Below are 12,275 nucleotides of genomic sequence, written 5' to 3' on the forward strand. Positions count from 1 at the left end.
ACCGGTTGCTTGGACAGTTGGTTGCTGCAGGACATTATTTGGTCGGGTTAAGCCGGGTTCCTGTTCTAATCCTTGGGTAGATTTTTTGATTTAAAGCCCGCCATTTCGGCGGGCGAGTCCTTTCCGAGCAATTCTGCGCACCTCATTTAATCCCGAATTTCAAATTCCAGTAAGCACGGTATAAATAATTAACGTATAAATTTATATACCACTAGTCACCTCGTGGATTAATCCACAAATTGTCCTTTCTGCACTAGAATTAATCTCAATGACGCATCGGGCAAGCCACGACGAAGTGCGGTCCATAACCTGGTCGTGCTTGCGGAATTGCGCGGACAGATTTCAACCGAGGCCGTTTCACCCGTTGTCCCCGCACAATACTCTGTCTCACCAATGGCGCGGGCACGGGATTGTGGATTGGCAAACAAGCGCTGACACACGCGGCAGATTTATTGATACGTCTTCTAAATTTATAATATTTAAAAACATGAGCAAAGTGATTACCAACCAACAGTTCATCAAGCGGATGTCGGCTGCCGAGTTATGGCTCGATAATTGCGAAAGTACGGAAGAATCCGAATATCTTTATGCGTACCGCTTTGGGCTTCGACGTCACTATCACGGCGAGCGATTCGGTACTGACGCGGAGGTCTCGGCATTCCGCAAGAGAGGGGGCGTCTCGCGAGAGGGACTGGAGGCCGGACTTGCGGCCGCAATGTGTGACGTGGGCCGATTCCGCTCTCAGTGTTACGGACAGAACGTTGAAGAAGCGCAGTAAAAGTCGAGCAGCTCGCACCAGCGGTGCGAGCTGCGAATCAATGCTCAGTCTGCGCGGACGTGATGCCGCCATCTTCGCCGATTAAACGTCCCAGACCCAGTGAGCGGGCGCAAGATGCAATATGGCGTACGATGGAGAACTCCCGTGCGTTGACCTCGAGCGTAACGAAATAGCGCTCCGGTGCCGTTTGCCGCCAGAATCGCAGGTCGCAAGGCTCGACTGGATAGGTTCCCGGTACGAAAATGCCATTACGCTCCTGCTGCGACATCCAGTCCGCCGGTGACGCGAGAGTTGCAGCCTCGACCTCGTCCAGGCCAAAGTCGTTCGCCCACTCGTCACCCATCGCATAGTCGACAGGAAAAAAGAGACCGTGTAGAACGAACTCTGAACTCTCCGAAATCCGTGTGACCTCGGCGGCTACTACCCAGTCCATCGCCAATAGTTCTTCCACTACGCCGTTCATGCCCATTGTTATGTCCTCGACAGTGAGTTAAATGGCCCGCTCGTGCCGATTGCACGAGTCGGTCTTCTTTGTATAGTCACGTGAGAACGTCAATACAGTTTCTGGGGGAACCGCGTAAATCGGCAACTTGGTCATGATGGGAAGACGCCCAGGCGGTTCCAGCGGTTGAGCAGCGGGATTGCACTTGCGCCAGATTTTTTCGGCCTCCCTATGCAGCCGGCCGACCTGCGTCCGGATGCCCGCAAACATCGGCATTGCGCGCAATGCCTCCAACTGCCTGACGATAGCGGGACGGTCATGCCGTTTCGCGTGTTCGACCAGCCATGCTTCGTGCGCCCGGTAGTCGCTCTGGACAATCCGCCATGACCAAGTTTCATCCGTCGATATATCCGAGCCCCCGATATGAAACCGCTTCTGCATGCGGAACATCTCGTAGTGCCGCCAGCGCAAGTGCTCTCCTCGAGCGCGCAGGTCTCGCACTACCCCCGGCGCCGAAATCGAGCGGTCCAGCAGCCCCGCTTTACCGCGCGTCGACATCAGCACCCACCGTACATACGCGCCATCGGGCAACGCGACGAGATGCACCGAGGCCTCGTTCTTCTTCTTGTAGTAGACGCGTTGATGCGCCGCGCGGCCGATGTGCAAGGTGTCGTGAAACTTCTGCGAAAGTTTGTGCACGTAGTCTGGCTTCACGGTGTCACTCGTCCACGCGAAATGACCCGACTGCGCGTACAGCATCATCAACTGCATCGCGGCAGTATTGTTTCTGGGGATTTTTATCCGGGCGAGAATATCCAGGTCCGACATCGGTTGCTCCACGAGTTTATTTCCTCGTATAGCAACCGATGAGTGTGCGATGAGGCTAACGCCTCACCACACGAATGAACTGGGAGTTTTGCGGTGGCATCGCGCGCAAACCACTCAAAGGTTCGATGCATACGTCAGCAAAACGACCATCACGACTGCGAGGCGAAGGCATTAGCCGCCCCCCGCCCCTCCGGGCACAGCGAGTCACCCAAGCGGCAGTGTAGCGGGAACCATACGGTGAGATTTTGGGAAGCATATAGTGAGCGAGCCGGTTAACTGGTCAGGCGGGCAGGTCTGTGCTGGATAGAAAAACCTCACGGATTAGCTCCTCCGTAAGGTGTCTTTCAATGTAGACAGGAATTGGCCCGCAGTGGTAGCCGGTTGCAGTTCGTGCTCCGGCGGCTGTGGTATTAGCATATCTCCCCCAGCCGTTCTGCTCGTCATCAGTTCGACCATGCGTTTCTGTTTCCAAAACCAACCTGACACACTGCAAGCAATTGAGCGCCCGCATCATGCGGTTGAGCGTTGCTGTCCACAACGACGGCTCGCGAGGCACAACTTCAAGCCGGTGTTGATAAAGGACGCTTCACCGTGTAACTTCAGCGAGCAACCCCGTTGACAGGTTATGGGACTGGAGACCTGGATGGAAACCGTTGAAAACATAATCAAGTTCCTGTCGTTATATCCGCGATGGGCAAAGTTGCTTATCGTAGGATGTATTGGCGTAATCAGCGGCACGCTGATTTACGCTCCACGCTCTGGTGAGGATGCTCCGGTTGAGGCGTTTGCAATTTCTTCAACGAAAGCGTACTTACTGGTTATTGAGGGCGTTCTGCCTTTCTCTCAGGAGCTCAGAAATGCCGATGTTCGCGTCACTGCGTTTGTGAACGGAATGCAATTCCGCTACCCCACTGTGGCAGGTGTTGAGTGGATGGGTGTTGACCCGAATGGCGGGCCAATAACGCATGAGTCGTTCAGATTACCGCGAGCCGACGAGTATGAAATTCGTTTCGAGATGGAGAGTCGCGATAGGATAAGCGGACAAATCGAGCGCTGTGTTAGCCAGCAGACAATAACGATAGACAAGACCCCATTCGAAGGCCACTACGAAGTTTTCCCTCTCAATCGCGTGGCAAAAGTTCATGAATCAGGCGTGGTGGCTGAGATTTCCTTTTCTATTGAAGATGCGCCACAAGGGAACGGGCAACGACGCTAAGCCTGCGACAACTTCGGATTGCGAGCAGATTTTCTAATCGCTTAGTTAGAAGCTAGGTGTAAATAGACGGGAATTCTAAATCCGCCGATTCGCTGACGGGAACAGCGAAATTTGTATTGGGCCCAGGTGATAACCCCGCTTGCCGGTGATGAGCAACCTGCTGTTTGCAGCAGGACACCGAGTATTTACGCGCGCTCGAGTGGAGACAACGTCCCACGCGTGACGCGCGCTACATCTGTAACGTCTCAACTAAACATGGGCGGCCCTAGGGCGCGTGATGACGTCTCAGCCGCACCCCGAGGATGCGCGACGGAAGTTCGGCGCCGACCTTCAGGTCGTCCGCGTCGCGAGACGGCGAAATCGAAGGCCTACGCCGTCTAGTCACTGTTTGACAAAGGCCAATAGCCAAACCTGTCCATCAGGTCAAACATGACCGCGTCGCCGGTTGAGCCAAAGATGTAATGCAAGTCGAACCCACCGGGTCGGGCCTCCCGGAACCACTTCATCACGGCCATCACGTCGTCAAATTCGTCATCACCGATTCGGCGACAGAGCAGAAACGCATCGGGTCGAGCGTAATGAGCGTTGTAGAGGCTGGTAAGAAAGCTCGCTATAGGATAGGTACTGCCGATGTGCTGGCATGCCTCGAAAAGACGCCAGGCGGCCTGGGCGCCGGGTGCGTTGGGAAACTCGGGAGCGAGGGGCGGGGTTTTGTTTTTTTTCATGCTAACAGTCTCATCACGTGATTAGGGTGAAATGTGTAGCCGCCGTTTTTATCGCCTCTGGGTGGACGACCGCCCGTCGTTGCACTTGAAATTTTTATACCATTAATCTTGTTATGGTTAATCGTGCCATTAAAAAAGATTTAGTTCGGTATAAAAACTGATTTCGCTTTTATTTTACTATGAAAACCTCGCTTGACCCCTATGTCAATGATTTTATACGTTGACAGTGCAAAAAAGCCAGTCTTAAAATGACTCAAATTCATCCAAACCGAAAAGACAAGCTCAACTCCGACCAATGATAACTTGACGAACATCTTGGGCATACACGATGGACAGGCAGAATAGAGTGACACTGCTGCGGTGATTCACCCAGTTACTGATATCAAAGATAGTCAACCTATCACTTAAAAAAATTTCCTCCACAAAAAATAGATACAAACATTAAACAATGAAATCAATTACCTATGTATTACCGTACCAACACAAAACGACAAACACCATCACCCTTAATGGTGCCGACCTGGTGTTTCGTTCTCAAGAGATTTTCTTTTTAAAGAATTTTGCTCTAGAAGCTTCGACCGTGCTGCGTGGTCGAGGCATATCTATGATGAGCGAAGCATTCGATAACCCAAAAAAGGCTTATGAATTGGCAATGTACTTTACCAAGGATTGCAATTCCTATCGTGCACTAGTTAACGTGGAACAATTACAAGATTTTCTACTTTCAAATTACGATTTTTATCTTCACGAATCTAAGGCGGCGATTGGCCTAGAATCTTTTCTTGCATTCGCACGTAATGATGTTTTTTGTTCTTATGCCAGATTGACACTACCGGCTCCCAAATTCGTCCAACCAAAATTGTGGACCAAACGTTACGTAGATTTGACGGACGAAGAATTGACACACACGTTCGAGTCAGCAGATAAGTCGCTTTTCGATGTACCGCCATATGACTCTGTTTCTATCTTGAACCAAAGCTAGCATTACCGCAGGTCCGCGCGGCACCCGTTCTGTGCACCGCGCGGAAGTTAGACGCGAATGAAGCATCCTGGAATGCGGACGTATGAACGGTCTGCACATATTTCAGCATACCGAGCGCTGGACAGCCGTATCGTTGGTTTAAAGTGCATCCTCGTCGGTCAAGTCGCGCTGGCCGCGCAGAAGCTCGGCGATGCTAACGCCTTCGTCGAGTTCGAGCCCGCGCAGGCCTTTCGAGCCGTCAATAGAGCAGGAACAACAACACACCTCTCGTTATCGCCGGCGCATGGGGCTAGACGCGCTCGCATCAGCGCTTTTGTGCCTGCTCCCGAAAATCGCCACAAATGAATCGGGAGTTTTGAACACCCGGTGCTTTTGGAAAAATGCCGTTTTCGTCACGACTATCGAAACTTGCAACGCTTGGAAACGATGCTGTCTAACGCATGGAGCCAGCCTCCCTGGCAGGTTGCGTTTTTGCCCATGCGACGATTTCGGGCCAGACTTTGCTATGCAACTTTCGAACAGTCGAGCGACGATTCGAAAGCAACGCTTTCACGTAACGTTCTAGGTCGCGAGATGCCTCAGGAAAATTGTATGCGAACGCCTCCATCGTGAAGGCGCATGCATAGAACGCTTTCGCGAATTCTTGTAGCAGAATCGTTGAAAGGTCTTGGACCATCGGCTTGTTGTGACTAACTTCGGCGTATTCGTATCCAAATAGCTGAAGGTAGCTGACGAACTGGGCATGCGTCTCAGCGTCCGGGATATAGACCGCCCCAAAACGGTCGACAACAAAATGCGTATGCCGCCATTTGAGAACGTTCGAAATCAGGTAACGCGGCGACGTCGGCCGCGTTACCCCATGCATTCGCACGCGAGCAGCACGACCTAACAACTCAGTTGCGTGTTTTGACGGTGCGGTCGCCGGCCCTTTCAGCAGTTCGGCCATGCCTGCATCCGCACGCTCGCGCGCAGCGCCCAAGTCCTCATTGGCGACGGCGCGAGCCCACTCACGGTAAGCGTCCGCGCGGTTCGCAGACGCTATCTCGAATGCAGCGGGATTGTCGAGATAGATGAGTACGTGAAGGGCCGCTTCGTCATACAACGCATTGAAGCTGGAGACGAAGGCGTCCTCGCTCACAAAAGCTGCATATCGGTCGTAGTCGAGACCGAACGCTTCATAGAATGCCCGCCCTTGAGCGTGCTGTGCATCGTCAGACCCCATCCATCGATAACCATCAGCCGCGAGCCAAAGTTCCTCCGGATAGTCAAAGGACATGGCTTGAACAAGCGCGGAGGTGGATTTCTGGTTGTTCCTTATACCGTCGAGTCGGTCACCGCCTGGAGTCGCGGCAAACAATTGCTCGAGTCGTTGTTGGCGTTCTATCCTGTAAGCGGCCAGCGATATTACTTGTGCTATCAATTCGGACATCCTCGCTCAGAAATTCTTGTGCCAATGCGACACCACTTAGGATTATCGGCACACATTTCCGAAACTTGAATGACCGAGTCCCATCGCGAAGTATGGTCGCCGTCGGTCTGTGGCTCGGTGTCCCCGAGCATGGGCGGTCTGCTCGAGGACCGGCCTTCCGACCGGGCGCTCAGTCAGCAGGGCTCGGCATCCCAAAAGCCGAATCTCGACATAAGGTCCTCCATGACAGTCGCTCCGGTCGGACCGAATATTTCATGGATGTCAAAAAAACCGGTCTCTTGCTCACGGAACCACGTCATCACCGTGAGAACGTCGTCGAAATGTTCATCGTCAATCCGACGGCAGAGCAGGTAGGCGTCGGGCTGCGCGTAACAGTTGTTGTACATGCTGGTCAAAAATGCGGCTATTGGCTTGGTGCCTCCGCTGGCGCAACGGCAAACCTCGAAAAGACGCCACGCGGCCTGAGCGCCCGGTTTGTCAGAGAAGCGGGGAGAAAGTTCTGGAGTTTTCATGCTGACATCTCATCGGAGAGTTGAAGATGAAAAGTCTAGCGATGATTTTTATCGCCTTGCCACAAGGACACTGGTCCTAAGACCGTTGCGGAACGCAGCTCGTGTTGCCGCTCGCTCTTGGCTACGGTAAGGTCGACGGCGGAACTTTGAGCTGGCCGTTATAAGCGAGAGCTTTGCGCAATCCCCTCGTTGAGGTCCAGACGCGCACATTTACGGCAAATACAACGCGCTGCGTTCCGACGCAGACCGACAGCTACATCTACTCGAATCCCCTCCGGCAGACGCCGTATGACGCAAAATGAAGCCGGGAGTCAAACGCCGCTTGACCCCTTTACGAGTCAGAAAATATCTCCAACGCATTCTGTGCCAACAAAGTGCTGGCATTTGGCGCCTCGCAGGTATTGAAGCCGATTGCTCGGTGCAAGGACGTTTCGGTTGCCGTCGTATTCGGTGTAGAGCGTAGGGTCGAGGTCGGTATTCCATGGAGTGTGCAAAGCCATGAAAATGCCGACCGCCGTCGAGGCCAGGACGCCGTTGGGCCAGACCACTTGCGCACGCCCGCCTGCAGCACCATAGCGTGCCTCTTCCGCTGCCAGATTTTCGTCGGTGATGAATCCCATGCAGCGCATGCAGGGTCGGTGCGGCAAAGATGCGATTACCTGACCAGTGACGAAATATCGGCCGTCCGCACCATGCACATCCATTCCCACGTCGATATAGGGAATGCCATACCGTCTGCTGAAGCGCTCCAGTTGCTCACGTGCCGAGATGGAGTCGACGCATCCGAAAATTGCCGCGCAAGTCTTCAAAGCATCCGGCACTTCCTGCCACTGTTTTGGGATAGCTACGATGTTGGCTGCCGGATTAATCAAACGCAACTTTTCTCCAATAACCTGTGCCTTAGGTGATTCCTCAGCAGCCTCGTGCTGGGTCAGGCCGACCATGCGGTTGATGTTCGTGTCATCCGCGTGGTCCGGGTCGACCAACAAAATATTACCGACGCCAATGTGCGCTAATTGCTGCGACACATGCGAGCCACCACCGCACAATCCGATGACGGCGACCGTGGCCGACTGAATTTTCAGCTCCGAGTCCGTCCCCAGAAAGCCCTGTCTGCTGTGTCGATTGGTCATGCTTCAACTCCGGTTGATGACTCACGCTGGCGACGCAAATATGAGCGACGGTAGGCCGCTCGCGCACTAAGGGGTCCCACAGCAACGCGTGCCCTTCGTCATAGCTAAGCACGATGGCTCCATGGGGAATTTCCGGTCGAACGACAAGGAAATCAGGAATGAATCGCAGGTTTTCTCGCCTGTCGACTGAACTGAAATTAGGTCGCCCTCGATGGTCATGGCGATGAACGTGGACGATGCTCACCGGCTCGGCATGTGCTCGCATCATTTGCCGTCGGAAGGCCGTTCCGGAAACGGCCGCGCCCACCGAAGGGTCATCAATATATTCAGCGTCGGGTACGCCCTCATACGACAAGGCGGCAAGTCTCCAGGTCGCGTCGATGCGTTCCGCGCTGCACGTGATGAAGCCGACACGCTCCGCAGCAAATGCGTGAGGCCGATGCAAATCCTCGTGAATTTTCCGCAAGAGCTCAGAATCGATTGTTATGCTTGCCGTCATCGCAACGCTCTCATGTGAGCCAACAATATTTCGAGCAACGGCAGGCCTTGCGGCACATCCCTCCACGACCATGTATGCCACGGCCGACCGCCGATGGTTTCGCAGGTCCAGTTCGCCGCCATCGCGCCAATCGTCTGTCGCTCCGCTATTTGCTGTGAGAGGTACAGTCTTGTTGGATATCCGGGACCGTCCTTCGGCGACAAAAGCGCATCGAGCACGTACACGCGTTCGTCCACCGCAATATGCAAGGACGGTAGAGCGACGAACCCTCGTCCGCCGTCTATCACAACCTTCGCGTCGGGATAGACGGCCAAGAGCGGCTCGAGTTGAGGAGCGTCGATGCTCATGACGAACTGCCTTGCTTAACGTGGCTAATGAAGACTTCTCCCGCGCACACCTGAATGGTCTGGTCGTCAGCCAGCTCTTCGAATTTGCCCGGTCCCAGCACGCGGTCCAGCAGCCGGTCGGCGGCTACGCCGACCTGCACCTTGAATGCGGCAACGACGTAGTCCCCTGCCGTCACCTCCACTTTGCGGTTATCGACTTCCACCACGACCAAATGCGGATGCGTCCCACCGCCCCCATGGTGGTGATGGTGATGAACATGCTCGGGCGGCCTCGCCCCACCCAACTCCTCGATTTGCAAATCGATGATTTCGTCTCGACCGTCGGGAAAGCGAATCTCAGCGTGAATTTCCATTTCGCGTACGACCTCGCATCCCGGCGGACTTCCGACGGCGTCACCGCGACCGTCAGTGCTAGAAGGCGATTCCCGGGATTCGCAGGCCGGCCCGTTGTTATCTTCAACTTTCATTGGTCACCTCGTCAGAAGTTGCTAGAATGGTTAAAATTGCTACTTAGCAATCTTGCTGCGAAGTGTAGACCATTGCCAATTCGGCTGTCAATTGCTTATTAGCAATTATTTGAGATGAATTTTCATGAATGAAATAGAGCGAGTGTTCGATAGCGATGCGTTCTACCGAGCCATCGCGACTACGGTCGAAGCGCGGGAGATTACGTGGAAGCAGGCGAGTCTAGAAACCGGTGTCAGCGCGACGACGTTGACACGGATGGCCAAGGGTCGAAAGCCCGACGCTTCGAGCTTGGCCATTTTGGCGACATGGGCTGGCTTGAGTCTGTCGGACTTTGTCAGCCTAAACAACAAACCGCAGAAAGGTGAACCCCTAGCACTGGCAACCGCTCAGCTCAGGTCTGACCCAGACTTGAGTGAAAGCTCGAAGGACGCGCTTGAGGAAATGATGAAGGCTGCCTACATTAGCCTCCGGAAGAAAGACAGAAAGTGACCGAGAACGCACATACGCGTGTCGCTATCCGTCAATCGCTGTCTGCCAGCCGAGGTAAGTCAGACATACGCCTACGATGAGATGTGAAAGCTTGTCGTCGAGACCGTTTCCGTGAGGCCTGGCACTGCGTAATTTCATGCAAATTCCGTAGCGATGAGACCTTGACCTTGCCCCTAAAATTGCTTGGTCAGGCTGCGCATGGTCGTGCAAGTTTCTTACGCTGAGCGCTTGGTCACGAGTTTCCAATGCACATAACCCGCAGCATCGATGTAGTCGATGGGACGGCGAGGACGGTCCTGAACGCGGGACGCCGAAGCCTTAGCCGAGCCAGCGGGCTTTGGAGACGCCAACTTCGCACGCGTTAAGTACGACGTTTCACGATTCTTGATAGCGGACACTCAATGCTCCTTCAAGAAGTTGCGTATGGTTCTTTCATCAATCTCTTGCACACAGAAGTCTCTAATTCGCGATGTCGTCTTGTCCGTGCGCTTGGTCGCACTGGATTTTCCTTCCGCCGTCACCGAAAGCGTTAACACGCGGCCATCACTGGCCTTGGCCCACTCCCGGACGCCATCGGGGAAGACTTCGTATTGCCAGTCTAGTTCATGGCCATCAATGTTGCCCAGCGCGTTTGTTACCTCAATCACTGCGACATAGCGGTCGGCGACATCGACGGCCAGACATTTCTTCACGAGTGTGCGAAGCGGAGCGGGAATGTGCGCGGGAAAAGCTGTTCGGTTCGGAAAAATGCCCTTCTCGACCGCCGTGGCGAACTCTGGAAACGCTTGGAATGCCTTCAACTGGTCATAGAAGGCATCGTTCCCACAGCACATTTTGTACAAGGTCAGACCGACCTGGTAAATATCAAAAGCGACCGTATGGTCCGAGTCTACTAGCGCTTCGGGCGGGATATTCTTCAAGTAACTCGCCTGCGGCTCTGCCTTACCGTCGTTCCTCATTCGTTGGGCAAGACCGAAATCGGATATAAGGGCCTCGTCGCGACTCGATAACATGATGTTGTCGGGCTTGATGTCGAAATGAATCAACTTCTTCGAGTGGATGTTGTGCAGTCCGCTAAGGAACTGGATGCCATAGCGGATTATTTCCCTGACGGTCAGAAAGCGCTGCTCGAGAACGCGATTAAGCGACCCGCGCGGGTAGTAGGGCATCGCGAGATAAATGTGCTCCGTGTCCTCACACGCGTAGTGAATCGGCACCACGTTAGCGTGGTCGCCAAGATATAGAACGCTCGCCTCACGATAATAATCGGCTGCGTCTTTAATCGATGCTTTTTTGACCTGCTTTATCGCAAGCTCGGCGTCCAATTGCAGGTCGCGAGCGCGGAATACCTTCGAGTTCTTGCCCTCCGAACCTATTTCATCGCCGAGCTCGAAACACAATTTTGCTTCCGTATTCGGCTTAAGCATGTGCCGCTCCAATCGCAGTAACGATAGCCTCGCGCTCCTCCCGGCTATGCCGCATCCAATTCTCCACCTCCTCGTAATCCACCTCACCGTCGAGGTGCAATTTCAGTTGCTCACGAGGTATGCCAAGCTTGCCAGCAATGCTTGCGATTCGACCGCAAAAGTAGCCTTCCAAATCGCTACTCGCAAAAGCCTCTTGGATGACCCCTTCAAGTTCGAATCGCTCGATTGATGGATTTCGCGCGATACCTTCAGTAACCCTGATACCGGCCCGCTTGGCGCCATATTCTCGAATGACATCTAAAATGGTATTGCGCACGAACTTCAATTGCTCAGGCGTGTCCATCGCTTTTGGAACGTTGATTCCTTCGATGTTGACGATTGCCGCTTCGTCCGTGTCGTACACAACAAAGGTGACCCGTTTCGGCGCTACGCGTATTCCGATTGTTCGCACTTCGCTCTCCGGCATGGCGCTAATCCGTGTTCGCGCCTCGCGCAGAACCGAGGGCGGCAAGCATATCCCTCGTCAGGGTGATATGGACGCGCAGTATAGCTGAAGCCCTTGCACTCTCTCCGCTCACTGGAGCCGGCCGCACAATGTGCGCTAGCACGCGTCTCGTTTGGATAACGGCAGAAACGGTCCGCTACTTTAGTAACTGTTCGCCGCTCCCCAAGCTGTTTAGTTGCGCCGCTCGCTTGCGGGTGGCCGTATTCGCGAATGCTCGATTGGCGAAAAGCTCAAGTACGCCGGAACAATCGATATATTCTCATTCACGCGGCGGTTCGCGGCGATGGTCCGCTCGGCTATCTATACTCTGTCAGAGGCCATGACGAATAGCATCGTCAGCATCGGCCAAGGTGCGCCAACACCCAACGTATTTCGTATTGGGGGCGCGCCAACGCCCCCTTATCCACTTCGGTCCGTGACCGAGTTCGGCCTGCCAGCCGGATATGCTTTGTGGCGCGTGATGCTCGTAATGGAGCTCGTCACGTGCGAGGGGGA

General features: G+C 54.1%; 13 protein-coding genes. 3 read left to right on the plus strand and 10 right to left on the minus strand.

Annotated features, from left to right (window positions below; translation table 11 throughout):
• Positions 1 to 815 precede the first annotated feature (815 nt).
• Complete coding sequence (locus tag HF916_RS46340; protein ID WP_168795268.1) at positions 816 to 1,247, minus strand: hypothetical protein; 432 nt, start codon at positions 1,245 to 1,247, stop codon at positions 816 to 818.
• Positions 1,248 to 1,268: 21 nt separating this feature from the next.
• Positions 1,269 to 2,048 (minus strand): hypothetical protein, encoded by a 780-nt coding sequence (locus tag HF916_RS46345; RefSeq protein WP_168795269.1) that lies wholly within the window; start codon positions 2,046 to 2,048, stop codon positions 1,269 to 1,271.
• A 643-nt stretch (positions 2,049 to 2,691) separates the two neighbouring features.
• Between HF916_RS46345 and HF916_RS46350 the strand changes: the two genes are divergently transcribed.
• Positions 2,692 to 3,264, plus strand: a complete 573-nt coding sequence (locus tag HF916_RS46350) for a hypothetical protein (protein WP_168795270.1) — start codon at positions 2,692 to 2,694, stop codon at positions 3,262 to 3,264.
• Positions 3,265 to 3,641: 377 nt separating this feature from the next.
• Here the strand turns inward: HF916_RS46350 and HF916_RS46355 are convergent, their stop codons facing one another.
• Complete coding sequence (locus tag HF916_RS46355; RefSeq protein WP_168795271.1) at positions 3,642 to 3,989, minus strand: hypothetical protein; 348 nt, start codon at positions 3,987 to 3,989, stop codon at positions 3,642 to 3,644.
• Between the two features lie 448 nt (positions 3,990 to 4,437).
• Between HF916_RS46355 and HF916_RS46360 the strand changes: the two genes are divergently transcribed.
• Entirely contained in the window at positions 4,438 to 4,971 is a 534-nt protein-coding gene (locus HF916_RS46360; protein WP_168795272.1) for a hypothetical protein, read from the plus strand.
• 433 nt (positions 4,972 to 5,404) lie between these two features.
• Here HF916_RS46360 and HF916_RS46365 read toward each other — a convergent pair whose 3' ends face one another.
• The 5 genes from HF916_RS46365 to HF916_RS46385 form a co-directional block, all read right to left on the minus strand.
• Positions 5,405 to 6,400 carry a hypothetical protein gene (locus HF916_RS46365; RefSeq protein ID WP_168795273.1) on the minus strand — a complete coding sequence of 332 codons (996 nt, stop codon included), beginning with the start codon at positions 6,398 to 6,400 and terminating at the stop codon, positions 5,405 to 5,407.
• A 173-nt stretch (positions 6,401 to 6,573) separates the two neighbouring features.
• Entirely contained in the window at positions 6,574 to 6,912 is a 339-nt protein-coding gene (locus HF916_RS46370) for a DUF7673 family protein (protein WP_168795274.1), read from the minus strand.
• A gap of 338 nt (positions 6,913 to 7,250) precedes the next feature.
• Positions 7,251 to 8,045, minus strand: coding sequence for a HesA/MoeB/ThiF family protein (locus HF916_RS46375; protein ID WP_168795275.1), 795 nt, complete (start codon positions 8,043 to 8,045; stop codon positions 7,251 to 7,253).
• Between the two features lie 495 nt (positions 8,046 to 8,540).
• Positions 8,541 to 8,891 carry a hypothetical protein gene (locus HF916_RS46380; RefSeq protein ID WP_168795276.1) on the minus strand — a complete coding sequence of 117 codons (351 nt, stop codon included), beginning with the start codon at positions 8,889 to 8,891 and terminating at the stop codon, positions 8,541 to 8,543.
• Positions 8,888 to 9,358 (minus strand): hypothetical protein, encoded by a 471-nt coding sequence (locus HF916_RS46385; protein ID WP_168795277.1) that lies wholly within the window; start codon positions 9,356 to 9,358, stop codon positions 8,888 to 8,890. Before HF916_RS46385 ends, HF916_RS46380 begins: the two co-directional genes overlap by 4 nt.
• A gap of 124 nt (positions 9,359 to 9,482) precedes the next feature.
• Here HF916_RS46385 and HF916_RS46390 point away from each other — a divergent pair, with 124 nt between their 5' ends.
• Positions 9,483 to 9,848, plus strand: coding sequence for a hypothetical protein (locus HF916_RS46390; protein WP_168795278.1), 366 nt, complete (start codon positions 9,483 to 9,485; stop codon positions 9,846 to 9,848).
• A gap of 398 nt (positions 9,849 to 10,246) precedes the next feature.
• On the opposite strand, the gene HF916_RS46395 is transcribed toward HF916_RS46390, so the two are convergent.
• Both HF916_RS46395 and HF916_RS46400 read right to left on the minus strand, forming a co-directional pair.
• The gene (locus tag HF916_RS46395) at positions 10,247 to 11,275 is read right to left on the minus strand and encodes a serine/threonine-protein kinase (RefSeq protein WP_168795279.1); all 1,029 of its coding nucleotides are present in this window, start codon (positions 11,273 to 11,275) and stop codon (positions 10,247 to 10,249) included.
• Positions 11,268 to 11,741 carry a hypothetical protein gene (locus tag HF916_RS46400; RefSeq protein WP_240975731.1) on the minus strand — a complete coding sequence of 158 codons (474 nt, stop codon included), beginning with the start codon at positions 11,739 to 11,741 and terminating at the stop codon, positions 11,268 to 11,270. Before HF916_RS46400 ends, HF916_RS46395 begins: the two co-directional genes overlap by 8 nt.
• Positions 11,742 to 12,275 lie beyond the last annotated feature (534 nt).

The organism is Paraburkholderia aromaticivorans (assembly GCF_012689525.1).
Taxonomy (GTDB): domain Bacteria; phylum Pseudomonadota; class Gammaproteobacteria; order Burkholderiales; family Burkholderiaceae; genus Paraburkholderia; species Paraburkholderia aromaticivorans_A.

What these genes read in the sequence shown, in the direction of transcription:
- HF916_RS46340 (WP_168795268.1), bottom strand. Translation starts at nt 1,247, where the DNA reads ATGGGCATGAACGGCGTAGTGGAAGAACTATTGGCGATGGACTGGGTA.
- HF916_RS46345 (WP_168795269.1), bottom strand. Translation starts at nt 2,048, where the DNA reads ATGTCGGACCTGGATATTCTCGCCCGGATAAAAATCCCCAGAAACAAT.
- HF916_RS46350 (WP_168795270.1), top strand. Translation starts at nt 2,692, where the DNA reads ATGGAAACCGTTGAAAACATAATCAAGTTCCTGTCGTTATATCCGCGA.
- HF916_RS46355 (WP_168795271.1), bottom strand. Translation starts at nt 3,989, where the DNA reads ATGAAAAAAAACAAAACCCCGCCCCTCGCTCCCGAGTTTCCCAACGCA.
- HF916_RS46360 (WP_168795272.1), top strand. Translation starts at nt 4,438, where the DNA reads ATGAAATCAATTACCTATGTATTACCGTACCAACACAAAACGACAAAC.
- HF916_RS46365 (WP_168795273.1), bottom strand. Translation starts at nt 6,400, where the DNA reads ATGTCCGAATTGATAGCACAAGTAATATCGCTGGCCGCTTACAGGATA.
- HF916_RS46370 (WP_168795274.1), bottom strand. Translation starts at nt 6,912, where the DNA reads ATGAAAACTCCAGAACTTTCTCCCCGCTTCTCTGACAAACCGGGCGCT.
- HF916_RS46375 (WP_168795275.1), bottom strand. Translation starts at nt 8,045, where the DNA reads ATGACCAATCGACACAGCAGACAGGGCTTTCTGGGGACGGACTCGGAG.
- HF916_RS46380 (WP_168795276.1), bottom strand. Translation starts at nt 8,891, where the DNA reads ATGAGCATCGACGCTCCTCAACTCGAGCCGCTCTTGGCCGTCTATCCC.
- HF916_RS46385 (WP_168795277.1), bottom strand. Translation starts at nt 9,358, where the DNA reads ATGAAAGTTGAAGATAACAACGGGCCGGCCTGCGAATCCCGGGAATCG.
- HF916_RS46390 (WP_168795278.1), top strand. Translation starts at nt 9,483, where the DNA reads ATGAATGAAATAGAGCGAGTGTTCGATAGCGATGCGTTCTACCGAGCC.
- HF916_RS46395 (WP_168795279.1), bottom strand. Translation starts at nt 11,275, where the DNA reads ATGCTTAAGCCGAATACGGAAGCAAAATTGTGTTTCGAGCTCGGCGAT.
- HF916_RS46400 (WP_240975731.1), bottom strand. Translation starts at nt 11,741, where the DNA reads ATGCCGGAGAGCGAAGTGCGAACAATCGGAATACGCGTAGCGCCGAAA.